Origin of the sequence: Proteiniphilum propionicum, from assembly GCF_022267555.1 — a bacterium.
GTDB lineage: Bacteria > Bacteroidota > Bacteroidia > Bacteroidales > Dysgonomonadaceae > Proteiniphilum > Proteiniphilum propionicum.
The window spans coordinates 1,430,156-1,447,779 of record NZ_CP073586.1; the positions used below are offsets into that span (position 1 = coordinate 1,430,156).

The 17,624-nt window shown below is 42.7% G+C and carries 22 protein-coding genes and 1 pseudogene; 4 read left to right on the forward strand and 19 right to left on the reverse strand.

What is annotated here, in order from left to right:
- The first annotated feature begins 579 nt into the window (after positions 1–579).
- The 3 genes from istA to KDN43_RS05685 all read left to right on the forward strand — a co-directional run bounded on the left by istA (position 580) and on the right by KDN43_RS05685 (position 4,421).
- Positions 580–2,115 (forward strand): IS21 family transposase, encoded by a 1,536-nt coding sequence (gene istA / locus KDN43_RS05675; RefSeq protein ID WP_238868688.1) that lies wholly within the window; start codon positions 580–582, stop codon positions 2,113–2,115.
- Between the two features lie 36 nt (positions 2,116–2,151).
- Complete coding sequence (locus tag KDN43_RS05680; protein WP_238868689.1) at positions 2,152–2,565, forward strand: ATP-binding protein; 414 nt, start codon at positions 2,152–2,154, stop codon at positions 2,563–2,565.
- A gap of 671 nt (positions 2,566–3,236) precedes the next feature.
- Positions 3,237–4,421, forward strand: coding sequence for an IS4 family transposase (locus KDN43_RS05685; RefSeq protein WP_238868690.1), 1,185 nt, complete (start codon positions 3,237–3,239; stop codon positions 4,419–4,421).
- On the opposite strand, the gene KDN43_RS05690 is transcribed toward KDN43_RS05685, so the two are convergent.
- The 12 genes and pseudogenes from KDN43_RS05690 to KDN43_RS05745 form a co-directional block, all read right to left on the reverse strand.
- Positions 4,418–4,906: a hypothetical protein gene (locus KDN43_RS05690; protein WP_238868691.1), complete on the reverse strand. Its 489-nt coding sequence runs from the start codon at positions 4,904–4,906 to the stop codon at positions 4,418–4,420. The two genes, KDN43_RS05685 and KDN43_RS05690, sit on opposite strands and share 4 nt — an antisense overlap.
- Positions 4,907–5,207: 301 nt before the next feature.
- Positions 5,208–5,489, reverse strand: coding sequence for a hypothetical protein (locus KDN43_RS05695; RefSeq protein WP_407681781.1), 282 nt, complete (start codon positions 5,487–5,489; stop codon positions 5,208–5,210).
- Positions 5,450–5,650: a hypothetical protein gene (locus KDN43_RS05700; protein WP_238868693.1), complete on the reverse strand. Its 201-nt coding sequence runs from the start codon at positions 5,648–5,650 to the stop codon at positions 5,450–5,452. Before KDN43_RS05700 ends, KDN43_RS05695 begins: the two co-directional genes overlap by 40 nt.
- A 47-nt stretch (positions 5,651–5,697) precedes the next feature.
- Positions 5,698–5,997 carry a transposase gene (locus KDN43_RS05705; protein ID WP_238868694.1) on the reverse strand — a complete coding sequence of 100 codons (300 nt, stop codon included), beginning with the start codon at positions 5,995–5,997 and terminating at the stop codon, positions 5,698–5,700.
- Positions 5,998–6,065: 68 nt separating this feature from the next.
- Complete coding sequence (locus KDN43_RS05710; RefSeq protein ID WP_238868695.1) at positions 6,066–7,145, reverse strand: BF3164 family lipoprotein; 1,080 nt, start codon at positions 7,143–7,145, stop codon at positions 6,066–6,068.
- Positions 7,146–7,239: 94 nt separating this feature from the next.
- Positions 7,240–7,479, reverse strand: a complete 240-nt coding sequence (locus KDN43_RS05715) for an NVEALA domain-containing protein (RefSeq protein WP_238868696.1) — start codon at positions 7,477–7,479, stop codon at positions 7,240–7,242.
- Between the two features lie 39 nt (positions 7,480–7,518).
- Positions 7,519–7,776: an NVEALA domain-containing protein gene (locus tag KDN43_RS05720; protein ID WP_238868697.1), complete on the reverse strand. Its 258-nt coding sequence runs from the start codon at positions 7,774–7,776 to the stop codon at positions 7,519–7,521.
- Positions 7,777–7,834: 58 nt separating this feature from the next.
- Positions 7,835–8,716: a DUF1573 domain-containing protein gene (locus KDN43_RS05725; protein ID WP_238868698.1), complete on the reverse strand. Its 882-nt coding sequence runs from the start codon at positions 8,714–8,716 to the stop codon at positions 7,835–7,837.
- Between the two features lies 1 nt (position 8,717).
- Positions 8,718–9,766, reverse strand: a pseudogene (locus tag KDN43_RS16555) (BF3164 family lipoprotein).
- A gap of 5 nt (positions 9,767–9,771) precedes the next feature.
- Positions 9,772–9,993 carry an NVEALA domain-containing protein gene (locus KDN43_RS05735; RefSeq protein ID WP_238866513.1) on the reverse strand — a complete coding sequence of 74 codons (222 nt, stop codon included), beginning with the start codon at positions 9,991–9,993 and terminating at the stop codon, positions 9,772–9,774.
- A gap of 246 nt (positions 9,994–10,239) precedes the next feature.
- Positions 10,240–10,644 carry a hypothetical protein gene (locus KDN43_RS05740; protein WP_238868699.1) on the reverse strand — a complete coding sequence of 135 codons (405 nt, stop codon included), beginning with the start codon at positions 10,642–10,644 and terminating at the stop codon, positions 10,240–10,242.
- A gap of 5 nt (positions 10,645–10,649) precedes the next feature.
- On the reverse strand, positions 10,650–10,859 hold the full coding sequence (locus KDN43_RS05745) for a hypothetical protein (RefSeq protein ID WP_238866099.1): 210 nt from the start codon (positions 10,857–10,859) through the stop codon (positions 10,650–10,652).
- 255 nt (positions 10,860–11,114) lie between these two features.
- Here KDN43_RS05745 and istB point away from each other — a divergent pair, with 255 nt between their 5' ends.
- A complete protein-coding gene (gene istB / locus KDN43_RS05750) occupies positions 11,115–11,747 on the forward strand; it encodes an IS21-like element helper ATPase IstB (RefSeq protein WP_256448732.1) in 633 nt (210 codons plus the stop codon).
- A 197-nt stretch (positions 11,748–11,944) separates the two neighbouring features.
- Here the strand turns inward: istB and KDN43_RS05755 are convergent, their stop codons facing one another.
- The 7 genes from KDN43_RS05755 to KDN43_RS05785 all read right to left on the reverse strand — a co-directional run bounded on the left by KDN43_RS05755 (position 11,945) and on the right by KDN43_RS05785 (position 17,607).
- Positions 11,945–12,097 (reverse strand): hypothetical protein, encoded by a 153-nt coding sequence (locus tag KDN43_RS05755; RefSeq protein ID WP_238868700.1) that lies wholly within the window; start codon positions 12,095–12,097, stop codon positions 11,945–11,947.
- Positions 12,098–12,233: 136 nt separating this feature from the next.
- Positions 12,234–12,800, reverse strand: coding sequence for a Fe-S-containing hydro-lyase (locus tag KDN43_RS05760; protein WP_407681782.1), 567 nt, complete (start codon positions 12,798–12,800; stop codon positions 12,234–12,236).
- 23 nt (positions 12,801–12,823) lie between these two features.
- Entirely contained in the window at positions 12,824–13,669 is an 846-nt protein-coding gene (locus KDN43_RS05765) for a fumarate hydratase (RefSeq protein WP_238868701.1), read from the reverse strand.
- 1 nt (position 13,670) lies between these two features.
- Positions 13,671–14,630 (reverse strand): alanine-tRNA synthetase second additional domain-containing protein, encoded by a 960-nt coding sequence (locus KDN43_RS05770; protein WP_238868702.1) that lies wholly within the window; start codon positions 14,628–14,630, stop codon positions 13,671–13,673.
- Positions 14,631–14,649: 19 nt separating this feature from the next.
- A complete protein-coding gene (locus tag KDN43_RS05775; protein ID WP_238868703.1) occupies positions 14,650–14,967 on the reverse strand; it encodes a DUF4387 domain-containing protein in 318 nt (105 codons plus the stop codon).
- Between the two features lie 12 nt (positions 14,968–14,979).
- The gene (locus KDN43_RS05780) at positions 14,980–16,338 is read right to left on the reverse strand and encodes an acyclic terpene utilization AtuA family protein (RefSeq protein WP_238868704.1); all 1,359 of its coding nucleotides are present in this window, start codon (positions 16,336–16,338) and stop codon (positions 14,980–14,982) included.
- Between the two features lie 30 nt (positions 16,339–16,368).
- Entirely contained in the window at positions 16,369–17,607 is a 1,239-nt protein-coding gene (locus KDN43_RS05785) for a methylaspartate ammonia-lyase (protein ID WP_238868705.1), read from the reverse strand.
- Positions 17,608–17,624 lie beyond the last annotated feature (17 nt).

Genomic DNA, 17,624 nt, shown 5'->3' on the forward strand with positions numbered 1-17,624 from the left:
AACTATCTGGTACTTGATTTTGCGTTATCAAATAACAATTAGAAATTAAAGAGAACTAATTAATTATTGAAATCTTGAATTTCTTATTTTTTATATGAACTGCTATTTCATTATTTCTAAAACTCTCAATTTTATCAAAAATGGCAGGAAAAATAACATTTCCATTATTATCTGGATAATCCGGAGCATACCCACCCAGATTCCGGTAAAAAAAGCGGAATTCAGAAAGAAGGTAAATTTTTAAAAATCTGACATTTCATCATGTATTTGTATTAAATAAGGAGCAAAATGTAAATAAGGTAAGCTAAAAATAAGGGTGAAAAAGGGCGCGCGCATCCTTTTCCGGAGCATATGCACCCAGGATGCCCCAGCGATGCGAAAATCCAAGGTTTTCCGGAGCATATGCACCCAGTTTTGCAATTTAAGACCCTTATATAAAGCAGGTTATTTACAGCGCAGCTACTTTTCAATCATCTTTCGTTTTCCGGAGCATACCCACCCACTTGTTGATTATTTTTCTTATGATTATGTGATTCTTCAATTCAATCGCATAATCATATGGCAGGAAAAATTATTAACATGAGTAAAGTAAAACAAGTGCTGCGCATGCATGCGCAAGGGTTTTCCAACCGTTGTATAGCCGATAAACCGGGGCTGTACAAGGGGACAGTGAATAACTATGTGAACAGGGTCAAAAATCACGGATACCGTATAGAGGATTTGTTGGCTCTGGATGATCCTGTATTAGAGAGCAAACTTTTTGCCGGTACCCCTGCTTATAAGGAAGAGCGCTTTGAGGCGTTCAAAAGCGAGATTGCATACTTAGAAAAAGAGCTTCAGCGGCCTCATGTGACACGCTACCTGCTGTGGCAGGAGTATAAGGAGAAATATCCGGACGGATATGGTTACTCCCAGTTTTGTTTTCATTTGGGGCAACTGCTGAAAGCGCGCAAACCGGAAAGCATCCTTGATCATTATCCGGGAGAAAAGCTTTTCGTGGATTTTGCCGGAGACACATTTTCATACGTTGACCGGGAAACGGGCGAGGTGATAGAGGCACAGGTATTGGTAGCCTGCATGCCCTATTGTAACCATGTTTTTGTCATGGCCGTTCCCAGCCAGCGCAGCGATGATTTTTTATATGCTCTGGGCTGCTGTCTGAACCACCTGGGAGGATCTCCCAAGATCGTAGTCACCGACAACCTGAAAGCATCGGTAGTCAGAGCCGACCGCTATGAACCCGAAATAAACAGGATCATGGAGGATTTTGCCAATCACCACGGCTTCGTCGTTGTCCCTACGCGTGTGAGAAAGCCGCGGGATAAGGCCGCCGTGGAGAATGAGGTAAAGATCGCTTACCGGCGGATTTATGCCAAACTGCGCGACCGGACGTTCTTCTCCCTTGAGCAGGTAAATGCCGCTTTTGCCGAAAAAGCTCTGGAACACAATCAGACCCGCATGCAACAGAAAGAATATTGCAGGCAGGAGAAGTTTTTGGCAGAAGAGCGTCCCTTGCTCAAAGAGCTTCCGCGTGAGGCATTTGAAGTAAAATATTATGCGTGTCTTACCGTGAGTGTGAACAATTGCGTCTATCTTGCCCGTGACAAACATTACTATTCGGTTCCCTATCATTACATCGGGGAAAAGGCTGAAATCATCTATACCCGCGCACTGGTGCGTATATTCGTCAGAGGGGAATGCGTTGCCACACACCGCCGTTCGCTGAAGCCGGGTTACACCACGGAAAAGGATCACATGGGATCCAGCCATAATTTCTACCGCAACCGCAGCCCCGAGTTCTACATCAAAGAGGCTTCAAAACGTTCACAGTGCCTGACGGAACTGTTTCGGCTGTTCTTTGACAAGTCCGAAGTTCCCGGGATACAGTATCGTCGCTGTGACGGACTGCTGAGCCTGCAGCGCAAAACAGATCCGGTTGTTTTCGAAAGAGTCTGCCGCTACGCCTTGGATAACGGCATATACACTTACCAGTCCATCAAGAAAATCATCGACACGAGGGTTTATCTGCTTAATATGTCGGCAGATGAAATACCAAAGGGCAGTAACAATATAAAACACGGGAACATCAGAGGCAGGGAATATTATGCTGGATGAACCGTCATTCATAAACCAAATTGAATTACAAAAACAATGGAACAGATTAAATCGGAAATCTCAGGCATGAGGCTTTCGGGCATGGCCGGAGCCTTGCAGGAAAGCAGGAAAATTCATGAACTCTCTTTTACGGACGGCCTCAGAATCCTTCTTCAGGCGGAGCGGGATCAAAGGCAATCAAACCGATATGCAAGGTTGGTAAAGAATGCATCGTTTCGCTACCGGGCAAGTATTGAAGAGATAAATTTCGATGCTTCCGGAGGATTAGACAAAAATCTCATTCTTTCTTTAGCAAACGGCAGTTACATCCGTGATGCCGGCTCCATCCTGATTACCGGGGCAACCGGTTGTGGCAAAAGTTTTATCGCCTCCGCTTTGGGAGATCGTGCTTGTCGACAAGGCTATAGTGTGATCTACTTTGGGATGCAAAAATTACTTTCCAAACTCTAAGTTGAACTTAGAAGGCGATATTATGCATGTCGACCGACTCAAATTACAACATTCGGTTATGGAGGACTTTCCTAATATTATAGTATGTAGCTGTTGGGAAATTATTTTTGGAAAAAACATTGCCAGAAGGATGCATGAACAAAAATTCTGCGGCTTGATTGAACAACCTTTGGTACAACTATTAAACGATAATGTAAGGATTAGCCCCATATACATGATGCGCAAATCATTTATCGACGAAAAGAAAATACAATATGAAGATTACAGCTATGCGGAGGATTACAAGTTATGGTCAGAAATAGCCAAGTCCAAAGGCGTTTTATACATGGACAGCCAGCCTCTTATTTATTCCAGAATTTGTGATATGAAAATTTCCAGAAAAAGGAGAGAGATACAAATACAAAACATTTCCAAAATTAAAAAAGAGATTGTGTTTTCCCTTTGCTATAAATTGAGTGAAGTTTATCCCATGCTAATTCCTTTATACCATACAAATATTGATTTGCTAAAAGAAGAACTAATATCAGAAAAGGATTTTTTCAGTCACTGTTGTCCCGTTAAAATAATGTTTGTTGTTTGTAAATCTTTTATATTTAGCAATATATACTCTGAATTTCTTGTACACGATTTGAATTGGTTACTTTTACGTTTCCCTTCAAATAACGTACGAAATGAATTCCGGCAAAACAGTTTTCGCTCAAATTATGCAGCTCATTCCTCGTAGAGAATTCAACGAAATAGTTACCAGGTACAAGGGTGATTACCGAGTCAGGAATCTTTCCTGTCATGATCAGTTTCTTGTAATATGCATGGCTCAATATGCCGGCAAGAACAGCTTGCGTGATATCGAAGCAAGCCTGAATGCGCTGGCCATGGTAAAGAAGTTGTATCACTGCGGTATCAGCTATGCAGTTCCCCGAAATACGTTGGCGAAAGCCAACGAGAACAGGGACTGGCACATCTATGCCGAGTTGGGAGAAGTCCTGATAAAGAAAGTGCGGCCGCTGTATGCTAAGGACAAGTTCAGACTTGATATTGACAATATGGTTTATGCTTTCGACAGCACCACCATCAGTCTGTGCCTCAAACTCTGTCCATGGGCCAAGTTCCGTAAAAATAAGGGTGGCATAAAAATACATACACAAATTGACTTGAGAGGTAATCTCCCTGTCTTCATCCATCTTACACAAGCATCTGTACATGACGTCAATGCAATGGATGAGATGTATATCGAGATGGGTGCCATCTATTTGATGGATAAGGGGTACATTGACTTCTTTAGACTCTTCAACAACATCCATAAGAATGGCGCATTCTTTGTGACCAGAGCAAAAGATAACATGCAATACAAAGTTGTTTCTTCCAGGGAGGTTGACTGCCAGACAGGTGTAGTCTGTGATCAAATTATCCGACTGACGGAAGAGGTATCCGTGAAAAAATATCCAGATGAATTTCGCCTGGTTGTCTATGAAGACTTTGCTACGGGAAACGTGTACCGTTTCATCACGAACCATACTGGTTATGAGGCACCCACCATTGCAGAACTTTACAGGGAAAGGTGGAATGTAGAACTTTTCTTCAAATGGATAAAGCAACACCTGCATATCAAATCGTTTTATGGCACCTCTGAGAATGCCGTCTATACCCAAATATGGATAGCCGTATGTGCATTCTTGCTTTTAGCATTGGCCAAGAAAAAGATGCACATCGAAGGAGCTTCTCTTTATATGATTTCTCAAACCATAGGAACTATGTTATTTGAGAAAATACCCGTACGTGAATTGTTTAATAAACCAAACTTAAACGTCTCGTCTGATGACGGTCAACTCGAACTATTTCGAGACCTCAAATCTTAACGGGACAGTAGTGACATTTCCCTAATATTTTGAGGCTTATTAAAGTCATTAATAATACCTAAATATCCTCTCTCGGAACACAAAGATAAAAAACTCTCAACATCATTTGTTTTAACAGCTTTTAAAATATCATCGTCTGCAAAAGCAATCAATAATCTACGTTCTGGCTCTTGAAGTTCAATATTAATCGACTTTTCCTTGGACGTAATATATTCATGTGGGTTTTTTGCAAAACGTCGTGCTTCTTTATTATCTTTAAGTATAACTTCTAAAAATTGTTGAATAAACTGCATTTTTGCAAGAAATTCATCAGATAAATTACTTTCATTTAAATCAAATAATGGTTTACTTTGATCTAAATTTTCCGCAAACGCCCCGTAATAACTATCTTCAAAGTTATAACCATTCAGGCACGAAGATAATAAAACACCAGTAGCAATGCTCCCAGTTACGGACTTAATAACAATTGGTTTAGGAGGTTTCATAGTTATAAAATTTATTTATTAATTTTTAAAGAAGCCTTTCTTATTGAATGCCTAAAAATAATGCCTGGCAACTCGGTTTCAAAAAGTTTTATCATTACTTCATAATTCTCTTTATTATGGACTAATTCTATACAATATTGACATTCGTGGGGGAAAAACTCTCTCTCTATTCCACGAATATCCGCAACCTTATCATAAATTAAAGCAGGACCATCAACATGTAACCAAAATTTATATAAATCTGAAAATTGGCTATAATACAATTCCGAGATGGAATTTCCATTGTTCTTGTCAATCTTCCCTAACTTAAGATACTTCCGATCTGTTTGCGATCAAAAAGATCCAACACACAGGTCAGATAAAGAAATCCATCCTTACACGGAATATAGGTCAGGTCAGAGATACACGCTTTCACAGGCTCATTTTGATTAAACCTGCGATTCAGCAGATTTGGTGCAACCTTATAGTTGTGAGAGGCATCCGTCGTCACTTTGAATCGTCTCGAGAATTTGCTGCGCAAGCCCATTTCTTTCATATGGCATGCTACAGTGGTTCTCGAGACAGCAGTTCCGGATGCCTGCAAATCCTTCGCCAGCCGGGGGCTTCCATTGCGTCCCTTGGCAGCAAATATGCATCCATGATCTTTTCATCCAGCTCCATATATTTGCGCCTGCGTTGGCCCTCCGGATCTTTAAGCCAGCGGTAATAACTGCTCCTGGGGACTTTCAGCACTTTACACATCACCTCGATCGTCCATTGTTTCGAGTTGTATTCCTTTATAAAGAGATAGATTAACGATCTCTCTTGGAGATGATGCTCAAAGCTTTTTTTAATATGTCCCGCTCCGTTTCAGCCTCGCCAAGACGTTTTCCCAGTTCAGCAATCCTTTTGGAGTCTTCAGTTAATGACTGGACTCCGTGTCCGGGGAAACAGGCTTCCCCTTTCTGCCGGTATTCTTTCCGCCAACGATATAAAAGAAAAGGGGCAATACCCAATTCCTGCGCAAGCTCGGAAACATTCTTGCGTTCTAAACTGAGTTTGACCGCATTCTCTTTGAATGCCTTGTCAAAATGTGTCCTTTGTTTTCTCATATTACACAAAAATAAGCTTTTATGCTTAACTCTGTGTCCCGGATAAGTTAGTAATTCCACGGTAATGTTTATAGATCTCTAATGTCATAACTAACAATAACCCATTCGGAACTTGAAGAATCAATTACAGCGGCATATAGTTTTTCCGCACTTTCATTTACACATATGTAAAAGGCGTTTTGATTCAGTTCTATTTTTTTCACAGGATACCCTTTCCAATCAAAAACTAATACAGTTTTTGAGTTATAATCATTTCTTATATTATTTGTGAATAGTTTTTTATCTGTGTGTAATGCATACACATATTTTTCTGTAGCACAGAGATCTATATAGCCGATAATATTATTATCAGATGGCAAAACCCTGTTCAAATTATTATCGCTAATGGGCTGATAGTTTGGATTGTGCAATCTCAATGATTTGATCAGTTGAATCTTATTTTCTTTTAGTTCTAAAAAGTCTATGTTTGAAGAAAAATTGAGTGAGTAGACAAATTGATCCTGATTGGGCCGTTTTCTTAAAACTCCCTGATTAGACAGAAATTTATGATACTTGTTGAATGTCTTCTCACTGGCATTGTAAATTTCCACGTTATAATCGAGAACATTACTATACTTATCAAAGAGAACAAATTGAAATTTTGACATATACGTCCCGGCTCCGATAAATAGTGAATCATTTATCGGTATAGCTTGGGAAAGCTGTGCGTCAATAATTTGATATCTCACCATTTGACGGGGAGTTGTATTTATATCCTTATTTAAAGAACTTATAGCGTATTTTCCTATAAAACCTGTTTGGTCATAAAAAAGATAAAAGTTATCTTTTTCAATTTGTCCGTATGTGCCAAGAGCCAATTCATCAGGTCCTTGTCCTATTGCTCCAAATCTCCCTACTAATTTGCAGGAATCAACGTCGAAAAGAGTAAAACTATAACCGGAATGATAGTCTAGCACGATAATATTTTGATCATTACAACAAATTCCCTCTATTTGAGCTAAATCATCTCCATCAATAAAAGTTGCACTCTCTTTTAGGATGATCTTTTCAGAGAATGTATCATTGATTGATTTTTTCTTGTTATTTGTACATGAGATCAGCGCAAAAAAGAAAAAAAGGGTATATAGTAATATTTGTTTCTGCATCATTGTAATTTATTATTAAATTGTAGCACAAAAAGATAGGATAATCAGTTTGTGCTACAATTATAGAAATAATCATGTAAAAATTTTAGTTGTATACTTATGGGCATGGAGAACTTTGGAATTTACCTTTTATTTCAAAGTTATCTCCTTTCACACAGGTTCCTGTATTTCCACAACACCAATAGTGATCCACGCTACTTTCAGTGTCTGCGAGTGCTTCAACATTCATCAATGTTAAGGAGGAAAGATATGATCTATCATTTCCATTATTCTGAGAATATAGATAACTAAATAATGCTATTATACAGAGTGCGGTTGAAATATATAATTTCTTCATGTTGCTGAATATTTAATTAAAATAGCTTATATTGAGGTTTTATTGACAAGGTGATGTATGCAAATGTCCATGAATAACAAATTCGTTTCCGTTTTGATCTGTTCCTTTAGCACATGTGCATGTGTTTCCACAACAATAGAAAGTACTACCTCCACTTTCTCCATTTGCCAATGCCTCCACATTACTCAACGCCAAATCACTCAGATTGGCATTACTTTTCAAACTTTTGTTCACTCCGAAACCTGCGGTTGCCAGGAGTGCGAGGGCGAACAGGCCCGAAAGAATTTTCTTCTTCATTCCTTTAAAAATTTAATTGTTTAAAACTATTGATTTCTGCCTCTTTTGCAGAGGATTTTTATTCCGTATTTCCTTTTAGCCGTATAATCAACGACGAGTTGTCCATATTGCCGTACACCGAAACGGTTTTATTGAAATTCCCCCGGTCGTCGGCATTGTAGGTGATGCTTATCCGGGTTGTGCTGTCCGGAAGTATCGGTCTCTTTTCGTATTCAATATGCGTACATCCGCACGAGGCACGGGTATCAAAAATCATAAAAGGCGATTCACCTACATTTTTTATGGAAATGCTAACCGTTTTAGCCTCTCCTTTTGGAATGGTTCCCAGATCAAACTCCGTGTTATCTACTTCAATTTGTGTGTTGCGAGATGATAATGTTCCTCTGCTTTGATATGCATTCTGTGATATTTCGGATAAATACATCTCCTTAACCCGCAAATTATGTACCGGGTTTCCGATAAACACGACTTTATTCTCATCGTCGAGCAAAAAAGTCTGAAACTGCTGATGTGTCGGAAAATGATTCACCGCATTCAGTTTATCTTCCATATCAATACAAATCGGGATGTCAATGCCATCTCTTTTCAAGAGATAGGATATCTCCCGTAAATCTTTGGAATGGAATACGAAGATAACGGGAACGGTACCGTGAGTCATGGAATCTATCTCTTCTATAAATTCTTTCCACTTATGCAGTTGCAGTTTACAACTGGTGCAACCGATGGAATCCACATACACCAATATTTTGTGTGATGCCGGAGGAATGGTGTAATCTGTGGTGTCTCTGCCGTGCAGCGTAAAAACAAGACCTTTCGGGAAAATTATTTCCCTGTTCTGCCATTCGGTAACGACTTTGGCAATTTCTTTTTGCGGATTATTTTTACAAGAAAGCATCAATCCGCTTACTCCCATCAACAATAAGAAATAAGGTAATCTCATGCTATGAATGCTCTAATTTAAATTTCACGATGGGTAGATTGGAATTTACATCAACGGCATACAGCTCATTTGTCTTTTCATTTACATCAATACCATAAATAAACCGATCCAATGTGTACCTGACAAGCGGTTCTCCTTTTACCGAAAAAACGTAGATATATTGACCGCCATCTATCGCGGGTTGCTGTTGTTCGGCAATCTCCTTAAAGCTTCTGCCATGAAAAACGGCATAAATATATTTATCCGTTACCTGAATGTCGCTGAATCCCATAATTCCCGAAGGGATTGCCATTCCTTTCGCCTCATTATATTCCGGCTCTCCGTGAGGGCCAAACTTCACGATATGCGTGCCGTCTTTTAAGTTAAAAATTTCCAGCACTTCTCCCAGTTGGGTTACCATAGCCAGAATTCCGTTATCTGGGTTATAGTCTATGAAGGAACGCCATGCCTGGGCTAAAGCTATGTCTTTGTTTTTATGTTCTACGCTTGGTATTTCGCCACGGCTGGATTTATATCCCCATTCATATCAATAATATGAAAACGGTGTTTGCCGGAATAGTCGGGAATGATAAAGCAGGAATCATCATACAAAGCAAAATCCAATGCGCGAATAATCTCTTTGTCTAAAGATATTTCCTTTGTACTCGTCTTTTCATGAACACGTTGCAATGACAAATTCGTAATCAAGTGCTTGTTCGCATCCAATCCCCACATCTTTCCCCCGGCTAATCTGAAATTTTCAACTGACAGATTCTCTTCGGGTGCTTGACCACGCTTTCCAAAAGAGGAGAGATATCTGAACTGTGGATAGGTGAAAGAATGGTAGAAATAGTCGGGGTGATGCAAGTCCATAACAATGGCTAAACTGTCTTGATGCTTAATCCTGAACGGATAGCGCAACATGACAGAATCTGTTTCAATACTCTTTCCTGTAAGTGAGATGTTGACGGGAAACGAGTCATAAGAGAGGTTGTTGTTGGTGTTCTTACACCCTATGGCAACCGTAAGTAAACAGCAGATAAGAAGATTGTGGCTTAGGTACTTCCTCATTCCGATTAAAGTATTCTAATAAAGGCAACTTTGGTGGAAATCTGCGGACAGTCTAAGCTGCCAAGCCCCAAACACCGATAATTTTCTCCATCTTCTCCTGATGCCAGCGCTTCAATATTTGAAAGCACCAATTCGGATTTTATGCCGTTTCGTTGGCTTTTTAAATACACAAGAGACAATACTGATACTGCCATAAATAGTGACAAAATTACTTTTTTCTTTTTCATGATCTTGAGAAATTAATCTTAACCGGACGAAGATAGAATTTAATAATCAATTAATAAAAAATGCTGGCTCATTTATAACTCATTTCGTGTAATTGTGTAAAAATGAGCGGCATATATTGTTTGCTCATGTCCGATTTTGTCGTGAATTTTGTGTCTTTCAAGATTATTTCTACCTTTACGGTTCAAAACCAAGAGCGATGTTTTTCACCGATTCAACATATGAGTCCCCTCCTAAAACCTCATTTTTCAAAAACATGAAAAATCGAGATATTTCGGACGGGGAGCGTTTAGAAAAATTCTTATTGCTAAATTTACATTATATTTAAAATATATCCATTTATTAATGGAAAAAACGAGTTCCTTTTGACTCGAAAGCGATCTTTTACTTGTTTGCATAACGTGTTTCAGTATTCTCCTGAAGTTTATCCACGTCGCCCGGGAGTGCGCCCATAGCCTGTTGGCGGCAATCTCGCGGTAGCGTGTCTTGCCGTTATTACAGTTGAAAACGAGCTGGAAGATGGAAGCCTCAACATTGTTTCGCTTCCATTTCTCCTTGAAGGGAACGTTCCCCAGCTTTTTCCTGAGCATGGACGTGCGGACGTTTTCAGGCGTGAAGTAATAATATTTCCCGTCTCCCGTCTTAATACGCAACTTTTTCAATGGCTCACCGGGGCGTAGGGAGTGCCGTTATCGGATGAATAAAGGACCTTGAAAATATCTTCGTTTACACGCGCCACGACGTGCTCGCGGAAGATATTATGCCAGGAGTCATTTTTCAAGTAATCTTTCAACGAGGAGCCTCGTAGCATTCCGGAAGGGGATGAAAACATGTCTAGTTGTGGGTTCTTTCCGGACTCTTTAAACATTATTTGCAAGCTTTAAGTTTTGCTCCAAGTTGCTGAAATATATACTGATATGCAAACAATTAAGGTGCTGTTTTTCAGCGCCGTTTTGAAATATTAATCATCACTTCCGAATGGTCAGGAATTTTCATGAATAAATGCCAGGGACTTTTCGGAGTGGACTCATTATTCAAATTCATAAATAGATATTTCAGAAATAACATCATTAGATAGATAGCTATCTAAAGGTGTATGAAATAGGATTTTTTTATTTTCTTCATCAATACTTTTACGGATGGCCTCAGAATCCTTCTTCAGGCGGAGCGGGACCAAAGGCAATCAAACCGATATGCAAGGTTGGTGAAGAATGCGTCGTTTCGCTACCGGGCAAGTATTGAAGAGATAAATTTCGATGCTTCCGGAGGATTAGACAAAAATCTCTTTTTTTCTCTGGCAAACGGCAGTTATATCCGTGATGCCGAGTCCATCCTGATTACCGGAGCAACTGGTTGTGGCAAAAGTTTTATCGCCTTCGCTTTGGGAGATCGTGATTGTCGACAAGGCTATAGTGTGATCTACTTTGGGATGCAAAAGTTACTTTCCAAACTAAAGATTGTAAGGCTGGAAGGAGTTGCCGTACGATTTTTTGAAAAGCTGGCCAAAACCGATTTGCTCATTATTGACGACTTCGGAATAGGGACAATGGACAGACAGCAGCAACTGCACTTTTTGGAAATTATCGAGGACAGACATGCACGAAAATCAACCATAATAAGCAGTCAGCTCCCGCCCGCAAACTGGTTCGATCTTTTTTCGGACGAAACAATTGCGGATGCGTTTATGGACAGAATGATCCATACTTCTCACAGAATAGAATTTAAAAATAGAGAGAGTTTGAGAAAAAAGAAGTAATTTTGTCAAAATGATAGTTTAACAAGTGGGTGCATATCGCCGGAATCGCTGGGTGCATATCACCGGAATATTCACGCTTATTTCATTGATTTTAAATACTTTAACTTTTTATGTCAAAAGAAAGGAAGAAACACACGATTAAGGATCGTATTAAGTACATCAAGTTACTGGAGGAAGGATATGTATATACTTTTTCGTTAAAAAAAGGTTGAAAATCCCAGGAACCAGCCCCTAGGATAATGAGAGTTAGTGTGTTGTGCCAGATCGTAGTTCAGCGTAATGTGGGAACGACCCAGCCTCAGGCCTCCCCCTACCTGCAATGAAGGCACAAAACCGCTACTTTTGGTCACCTAACCCGTTATTTCGTCGGTTTGGTTCGCCCACAAATGGTTTATTTCAGGCTGGGCCAACAGAGCCATAAACCTCGCCGCACTTTCCTCGCCGGATAAAAATATCCAAACCAATATGCTCCTCTTACGACAAGATTTAATCTAAATGGTTTAACGGATTTATGATTTCCCTCGCCAGCTTATACACATCGTTTCCCCGACAGTCTATCGCAACAACCACGGGAAGTTCTTTCACTGTTAACCGGCGAACAGCCTCCGTACCCAACTCTTCAAAAGCGATAACCTCTGCACTTTCCACGCATTTTGCCATAAGGGCGGCGGCGCCACCGATTGCAGCAAAATAAACGCCTGTGTATTGTTTCATGGCATCTACCACTTTGGCACCGCGCGTTCCTTTACCGATCATCACCTTGAGGCCGTGGGCAATGAGGGTGGGCGAATAAGCGTCCATCCGCCCACCGGTAGTGGGGCCTACCGATCCTATGGGCTTGCCCGGTTTGGCAGGAGCCGGGCCGGCATAGTAAACGGCCTGCCCTTCAATATCAAAAGGCATCGGCTCACCCCGGCGGATCATCTCGCACAATCGTCTGTGCGCCTCATCGCGGGCTGTATAAACAGTTCCCGAAATGTAGACCATATCGCCCGTTTTCAACGAACGGATGGTTTCGTCGGAAAAGGGGGCACAAAGAATTTTTTTATCCATAATACGTTTTTGTTGGCTTCTGTTCACAAACTTCCCTCCGCATGCCGGGTGGCGTGGCAGCCGATATTTACCGAAACCGGAAGCCCGGCGATATGGGTAGCATAGGTCAGTATATTTACCCCGAGTGCGGTTGTGGTTCCTCCGAAACCGGCAGGGCCTATTCCCATCTTATTGATTTCTGAAAGCAATTCTGCTTCCAAAGCGGCAAGTGCGGAATCGGGGTTTTGTGTATCCAGCGGCCGCAACAACGCTTTCTTGCTTAAATAAGCCGCCCGTTCCATCGTCCCGCCAATGCCCACACCCACGATAATGGGCGGGCAGGGATTTCCTCCGGCAGCCGAAACAGTCTCCAGTACAAATCGCTTCACGCCTTCAACGCCTTCGCTTGGTGTGAGCATTTTTAATGCACTTTTGTTTTCGCTGCCAAACCCTTTGGGAGAAACAGTTATATGAAAAACATCACCGGGGACGATTTCGTAATGAATAACGGCCGGTGTATTGTCCCGGGTATTTTCGCGGTGGAGCGGGTCTTTCACTACCGATTTGCGCAGGTATCCTTTTTCGTATCCCTGCCGTACACCCTGGTTAATGGCATCTTCGATGAATCCACCCGTAACCTGCACGTTTTGCCCTATGCGTACAAAAACGACGGTCATTCCCGTGTCCTGGCACATCGGGCTGCTCTCTTCCCAGGCAACACGGGCATTTTCAATGAGCGTGCCCAGAATTTCTTTCCCTAAGGGCGACGTTTCGGTTTGCAGGCAGCTTTTAAGTTTGCTGTTTATGTCTCCGGTAAGCACACAGCAAGCTTCAATGCATAGTTGTTCAACCAGAATGGTGATTGCAGGTGCGGATATTTTTCTTGTCATGCTATTGTTCACTATTGTCACCGCCACATTTCCGGGTAAGGAAATATTGTGTATTGCGGTTGTCGAGGTTGTCGGTCTGTTTGTCAATCAATCCGACCAGACAGTGGGTATTGGTTTTTGTGTCAAATATAAAACGCTTGACCAGCGAAAAATCGGTAATATCCGATGTGTTTCTCACATGAAGCCGTGAGCCGTCGCACGGGATAACTTTATCTCCCAGTTTAATGTGGGCTTCGTCAAAATAAGATACATCGAGATGCCTGGCCAGGCGTTCTTTTACTTTCTGCTCCAGCTCGTCGAGGTTGATTTCGGGTTTCTCCTTGAATTTCAGTACAAAGCCGTTGCGCACGTCGGATGAGAAATATCTATTTTCGGCAATCCCGTATTCATCTTCCAAAGTCTGCATCGTAACATCTTCGGCTGTATGAGCCATTTTGCGGAATTTAAGCGAAGTGTGCACAATTTGATAAATACTTTCGGGAAGCGGCCCAAAAACACTGGGGCGCGACACAATAATCTCTTCCCCGATTCCCAGTATAATGTCGGCATTTCTTCCCAGTGCCGGATAGAGGAGATTAAAATGCTCCACGATAACCCTCCGTTTGTGGGCCAGCAGGTCCTGCACCCATGCTACAATTTCAAACATTTGTGTAAAAGCGGTTTGGAAACGCATGTCGATATGAAAGGTGGTAGAATCGTGCCTATCCTCGGAAAGCGAGCGTACCTGCATTATTTTTCGGGAATTGATAACATCATCGTCGTTCGCCAGTTCCAATCCGGGAAACATTCCTTTGATAAGCGATGATTTCCCCGAGCCGGCATCGCCCACGATGCCTATCAGCCGGTCGTTGTACGAAAGATGCCGTTGAGCAATCTGCTCGCCAAGAAACATCAACCGTTCTTTTCCGCGCGGCGCAAAATATTGCGACGACACCATGTATTCCTGAATCAGTGTACGCATGAAACCGGGGATTTGAAGTTTATAATTCGAACGTCATATTCATCAACGGCGCATGCTGTTGCGCTCCGTACACATCGGTCTCACCCAATGCCCCGGAAGGGATGGGACGAACAACCGTGATTTTCACCGCCTTGGCCGGATCGAAGTGCACCAGGCTGATAATCTGCGATTCGGGAATTCGGTAAAGGAGAGCGAACATTTGCGCGGTAAACACTTTTGCCGATTTCACCTTCTGATACATGTCCACCTCCTTGAAAATAATGTCGAACGTGAGTTCGTAAGGACCTGAATTCTTGCTCCGGATAACGGAAGCTACGTCGGTTAGGTTGTATTTCATTTCGTTTGAAGTTTAAAATTGAACATACTCGATCGGGAAAAGTTTTTTGGGGTCTTCCACTTTCATTAAATGGTACACATTGAACTCGTATACCTCGCCCATCTTGCAATCGGACGGCGAAAACGGGAACGCCAGGTTTCCGGCAGTGGCTATCCGGCCTTCGTAACCAAAGTGCAGCATAGTACTGCGTGCGAACCCGCAAATGGTATCGGCTTGCTCTTGAGTGGGTGCGACAGCTTCGATGATGATAAGAAGCTCGTCGCCGGTACGTTGTGGCGCATCGGGGAACATGCCCATGACCCCGTTTCGTCCGTAAATCTTGAAATCTAGGAAGAAGTCGGTAATTCCGTATGTTTCAAAATTGTTTTGCACGCGTTCTTTTACGCTTTGGGTAATGCTGTCGATTTTCGAAATCATAATCGGATCTTTCACCCCTGCACACGAAATAGTTCTGTATCCCACACGCTTAACCCCTTCCAGTTTCACAAAATACTCCTCGGTCGGCACAAAACGACTTCCGCTTACGCGTACTTTATTGTCGTCTATCTGCTCGAATTTTGATTCGTGCAAATTGATGGCTCCCCCCGGCCCGGGTAGAACATAGGGATTGGTTTTTTCGTACAGCGTGTGTGCAGCTACCGATAGCGTGGTGCATTTACGCAGGGGCGAGAGCGGTTCGAGAACGAAATTGTCTTCGTGCAAATAACCGAACATACAATCACTCCCGCTACCGGGCAAGGCGGCAATGGCAGCGCACTCCAAGATTTTACCCAGATGAATGGCCAATCCTTTGTTGAAACCGTTTTTAATGGCGAGCGCCGAAAAAACCGACGGGTCGTAGCTCCGTCCGGCAAGTATAACATTGGCTCCGTTCTCCAAGGCTTCAATGAACGGCTCTTCGCCCATCTGGGCTACGATATGCACCGATTCGTCCACATCGGCTCCGGTTATTTCGGGAGCCGGATAAAGCGGCGAAATGTTCCCTTTGCGCAGGTTCTCTTTTACAAATTCCTTATCGAACTCCGATTGTATAATGGCGAGTTTAAACGACAACCTTTTCTCTCGGGCGATCTCCTTCACGATATCCAAGGCAAACTCCACGTGAGGACGCGCACCCGAACCGCCGGCCGTACCTACGATAACCGGAATTCCGGCTTTCAGTGCGGCAGGTATCATAATCTCAAGGTCACGTTTCACCGAATTCCGGTCTGTAAACGATTTCCCTGCACCTAGGTAATAGGGGCCCGGATCGGTTGACCCGGCATCTACCGCAATAACGTGCGGTTTGCGTTTCATTCCTTCCACAAACGATTCCATCGGAAATCCGTATCCAAGGATAGCAGTGGGCGAAAGTATTCTAAGTTCTTTCATTTTTTCAGCTTTTAGTAATTTTTGGGTGAATTAAGGGTTAAGTGCCAGTATCCGGCTCATTTCGTTGTAAACGATCATATACCCTTCATCCACTCCCATACCGGGTTTGGCAAGGTATTGAACAGGTGAAGTAGCCATGGCAATGTGTGCTCCAATTTCGGCGGAACGGTTGGTTTCGTTGCAGGTTCCGCCCAGGTAGGCGCCCATATGGTGTTGCTTGCAATACAGCACAGCCTCTATGCTGTTGTTGATTCCGCCCAGATCGGGCGTTTTGATTTGCGCCATGTGTCCAGCTTTGTTTTCGGAGAAGTCGATGACATCCTGGAGCGTGTTACACCACTCGTCGGCAACAATCTCTGCCGTAATTCCCATTTTTTCCATCTTCTGGCGGATAATGCGGAGCGCGTCGATCTGAGCCGCTTTCTCTCCCATATCCACCGGGCCTTCGACGCGCAGGTGAAACGGTTTTGCTATTTCTGCCAGCTCGCCCACATAACGGGCAATGGCTTCGAAATTGTTATCGAAGACAATACCCAATGTTCCGTAAACGTCTATGTGGATAACCGGATTGTAGCTGTCGAAAGGCTTCAGCTTCAGGATTCGCTCCCTGAGCCACTGGATATACGCTTTGATTTTTTCTCCCTTCAGGCCCACTTTGGTCTCTACGTGGTTGAAAAGCGCATGAGGCAACACATCGGCAGCTTTCATAATCATTTTATCGGCATTGAGGTAACGGTCGTCTCCCGACTGTGAAAAAACAGGAATAAGGGTTTTCGATATTTCCGTTCCGTATTCATCGGCAATCACCTGCGCCATCAGCTTCCCTTTGCTTTTTGCTACGGCATCCAAACAGGCCTGCGTGACCCCATAGCGGATAGCTGTATGGTAAATTTTCCCAGTAGATGGACTGATGGCTTTATCCACGCGATCTGCCATTTCACGGAAAGTAGTGACCTCTTTGCCTACATAAAGCGGCGCAATTTCTTTTTCGATAATGGGAATGAAGTTTCCGGCAAGGAAAAGCGGATCGCGGCCACCGGCCCCCGAATATTGGACAGCAGCACAGTCACCGTGTGCGAAAGCACCGTTTTCGAGCACAAAAATAACCGAGACGGACTCCCCGGCCTGACGCACCGCGGTGAATCCCTGTGTTACGGGCGCGCCTTCATAAAATGCCCCGTCGTTTTTTGCTCCTTGCTTGATGGCTTTCTGGTCATCGAAGAAGAAGCCTGTTTTCCCGGGTGCACAGATAAGTTTTGTAATTTTCATATTTTTTTGAAACTGTT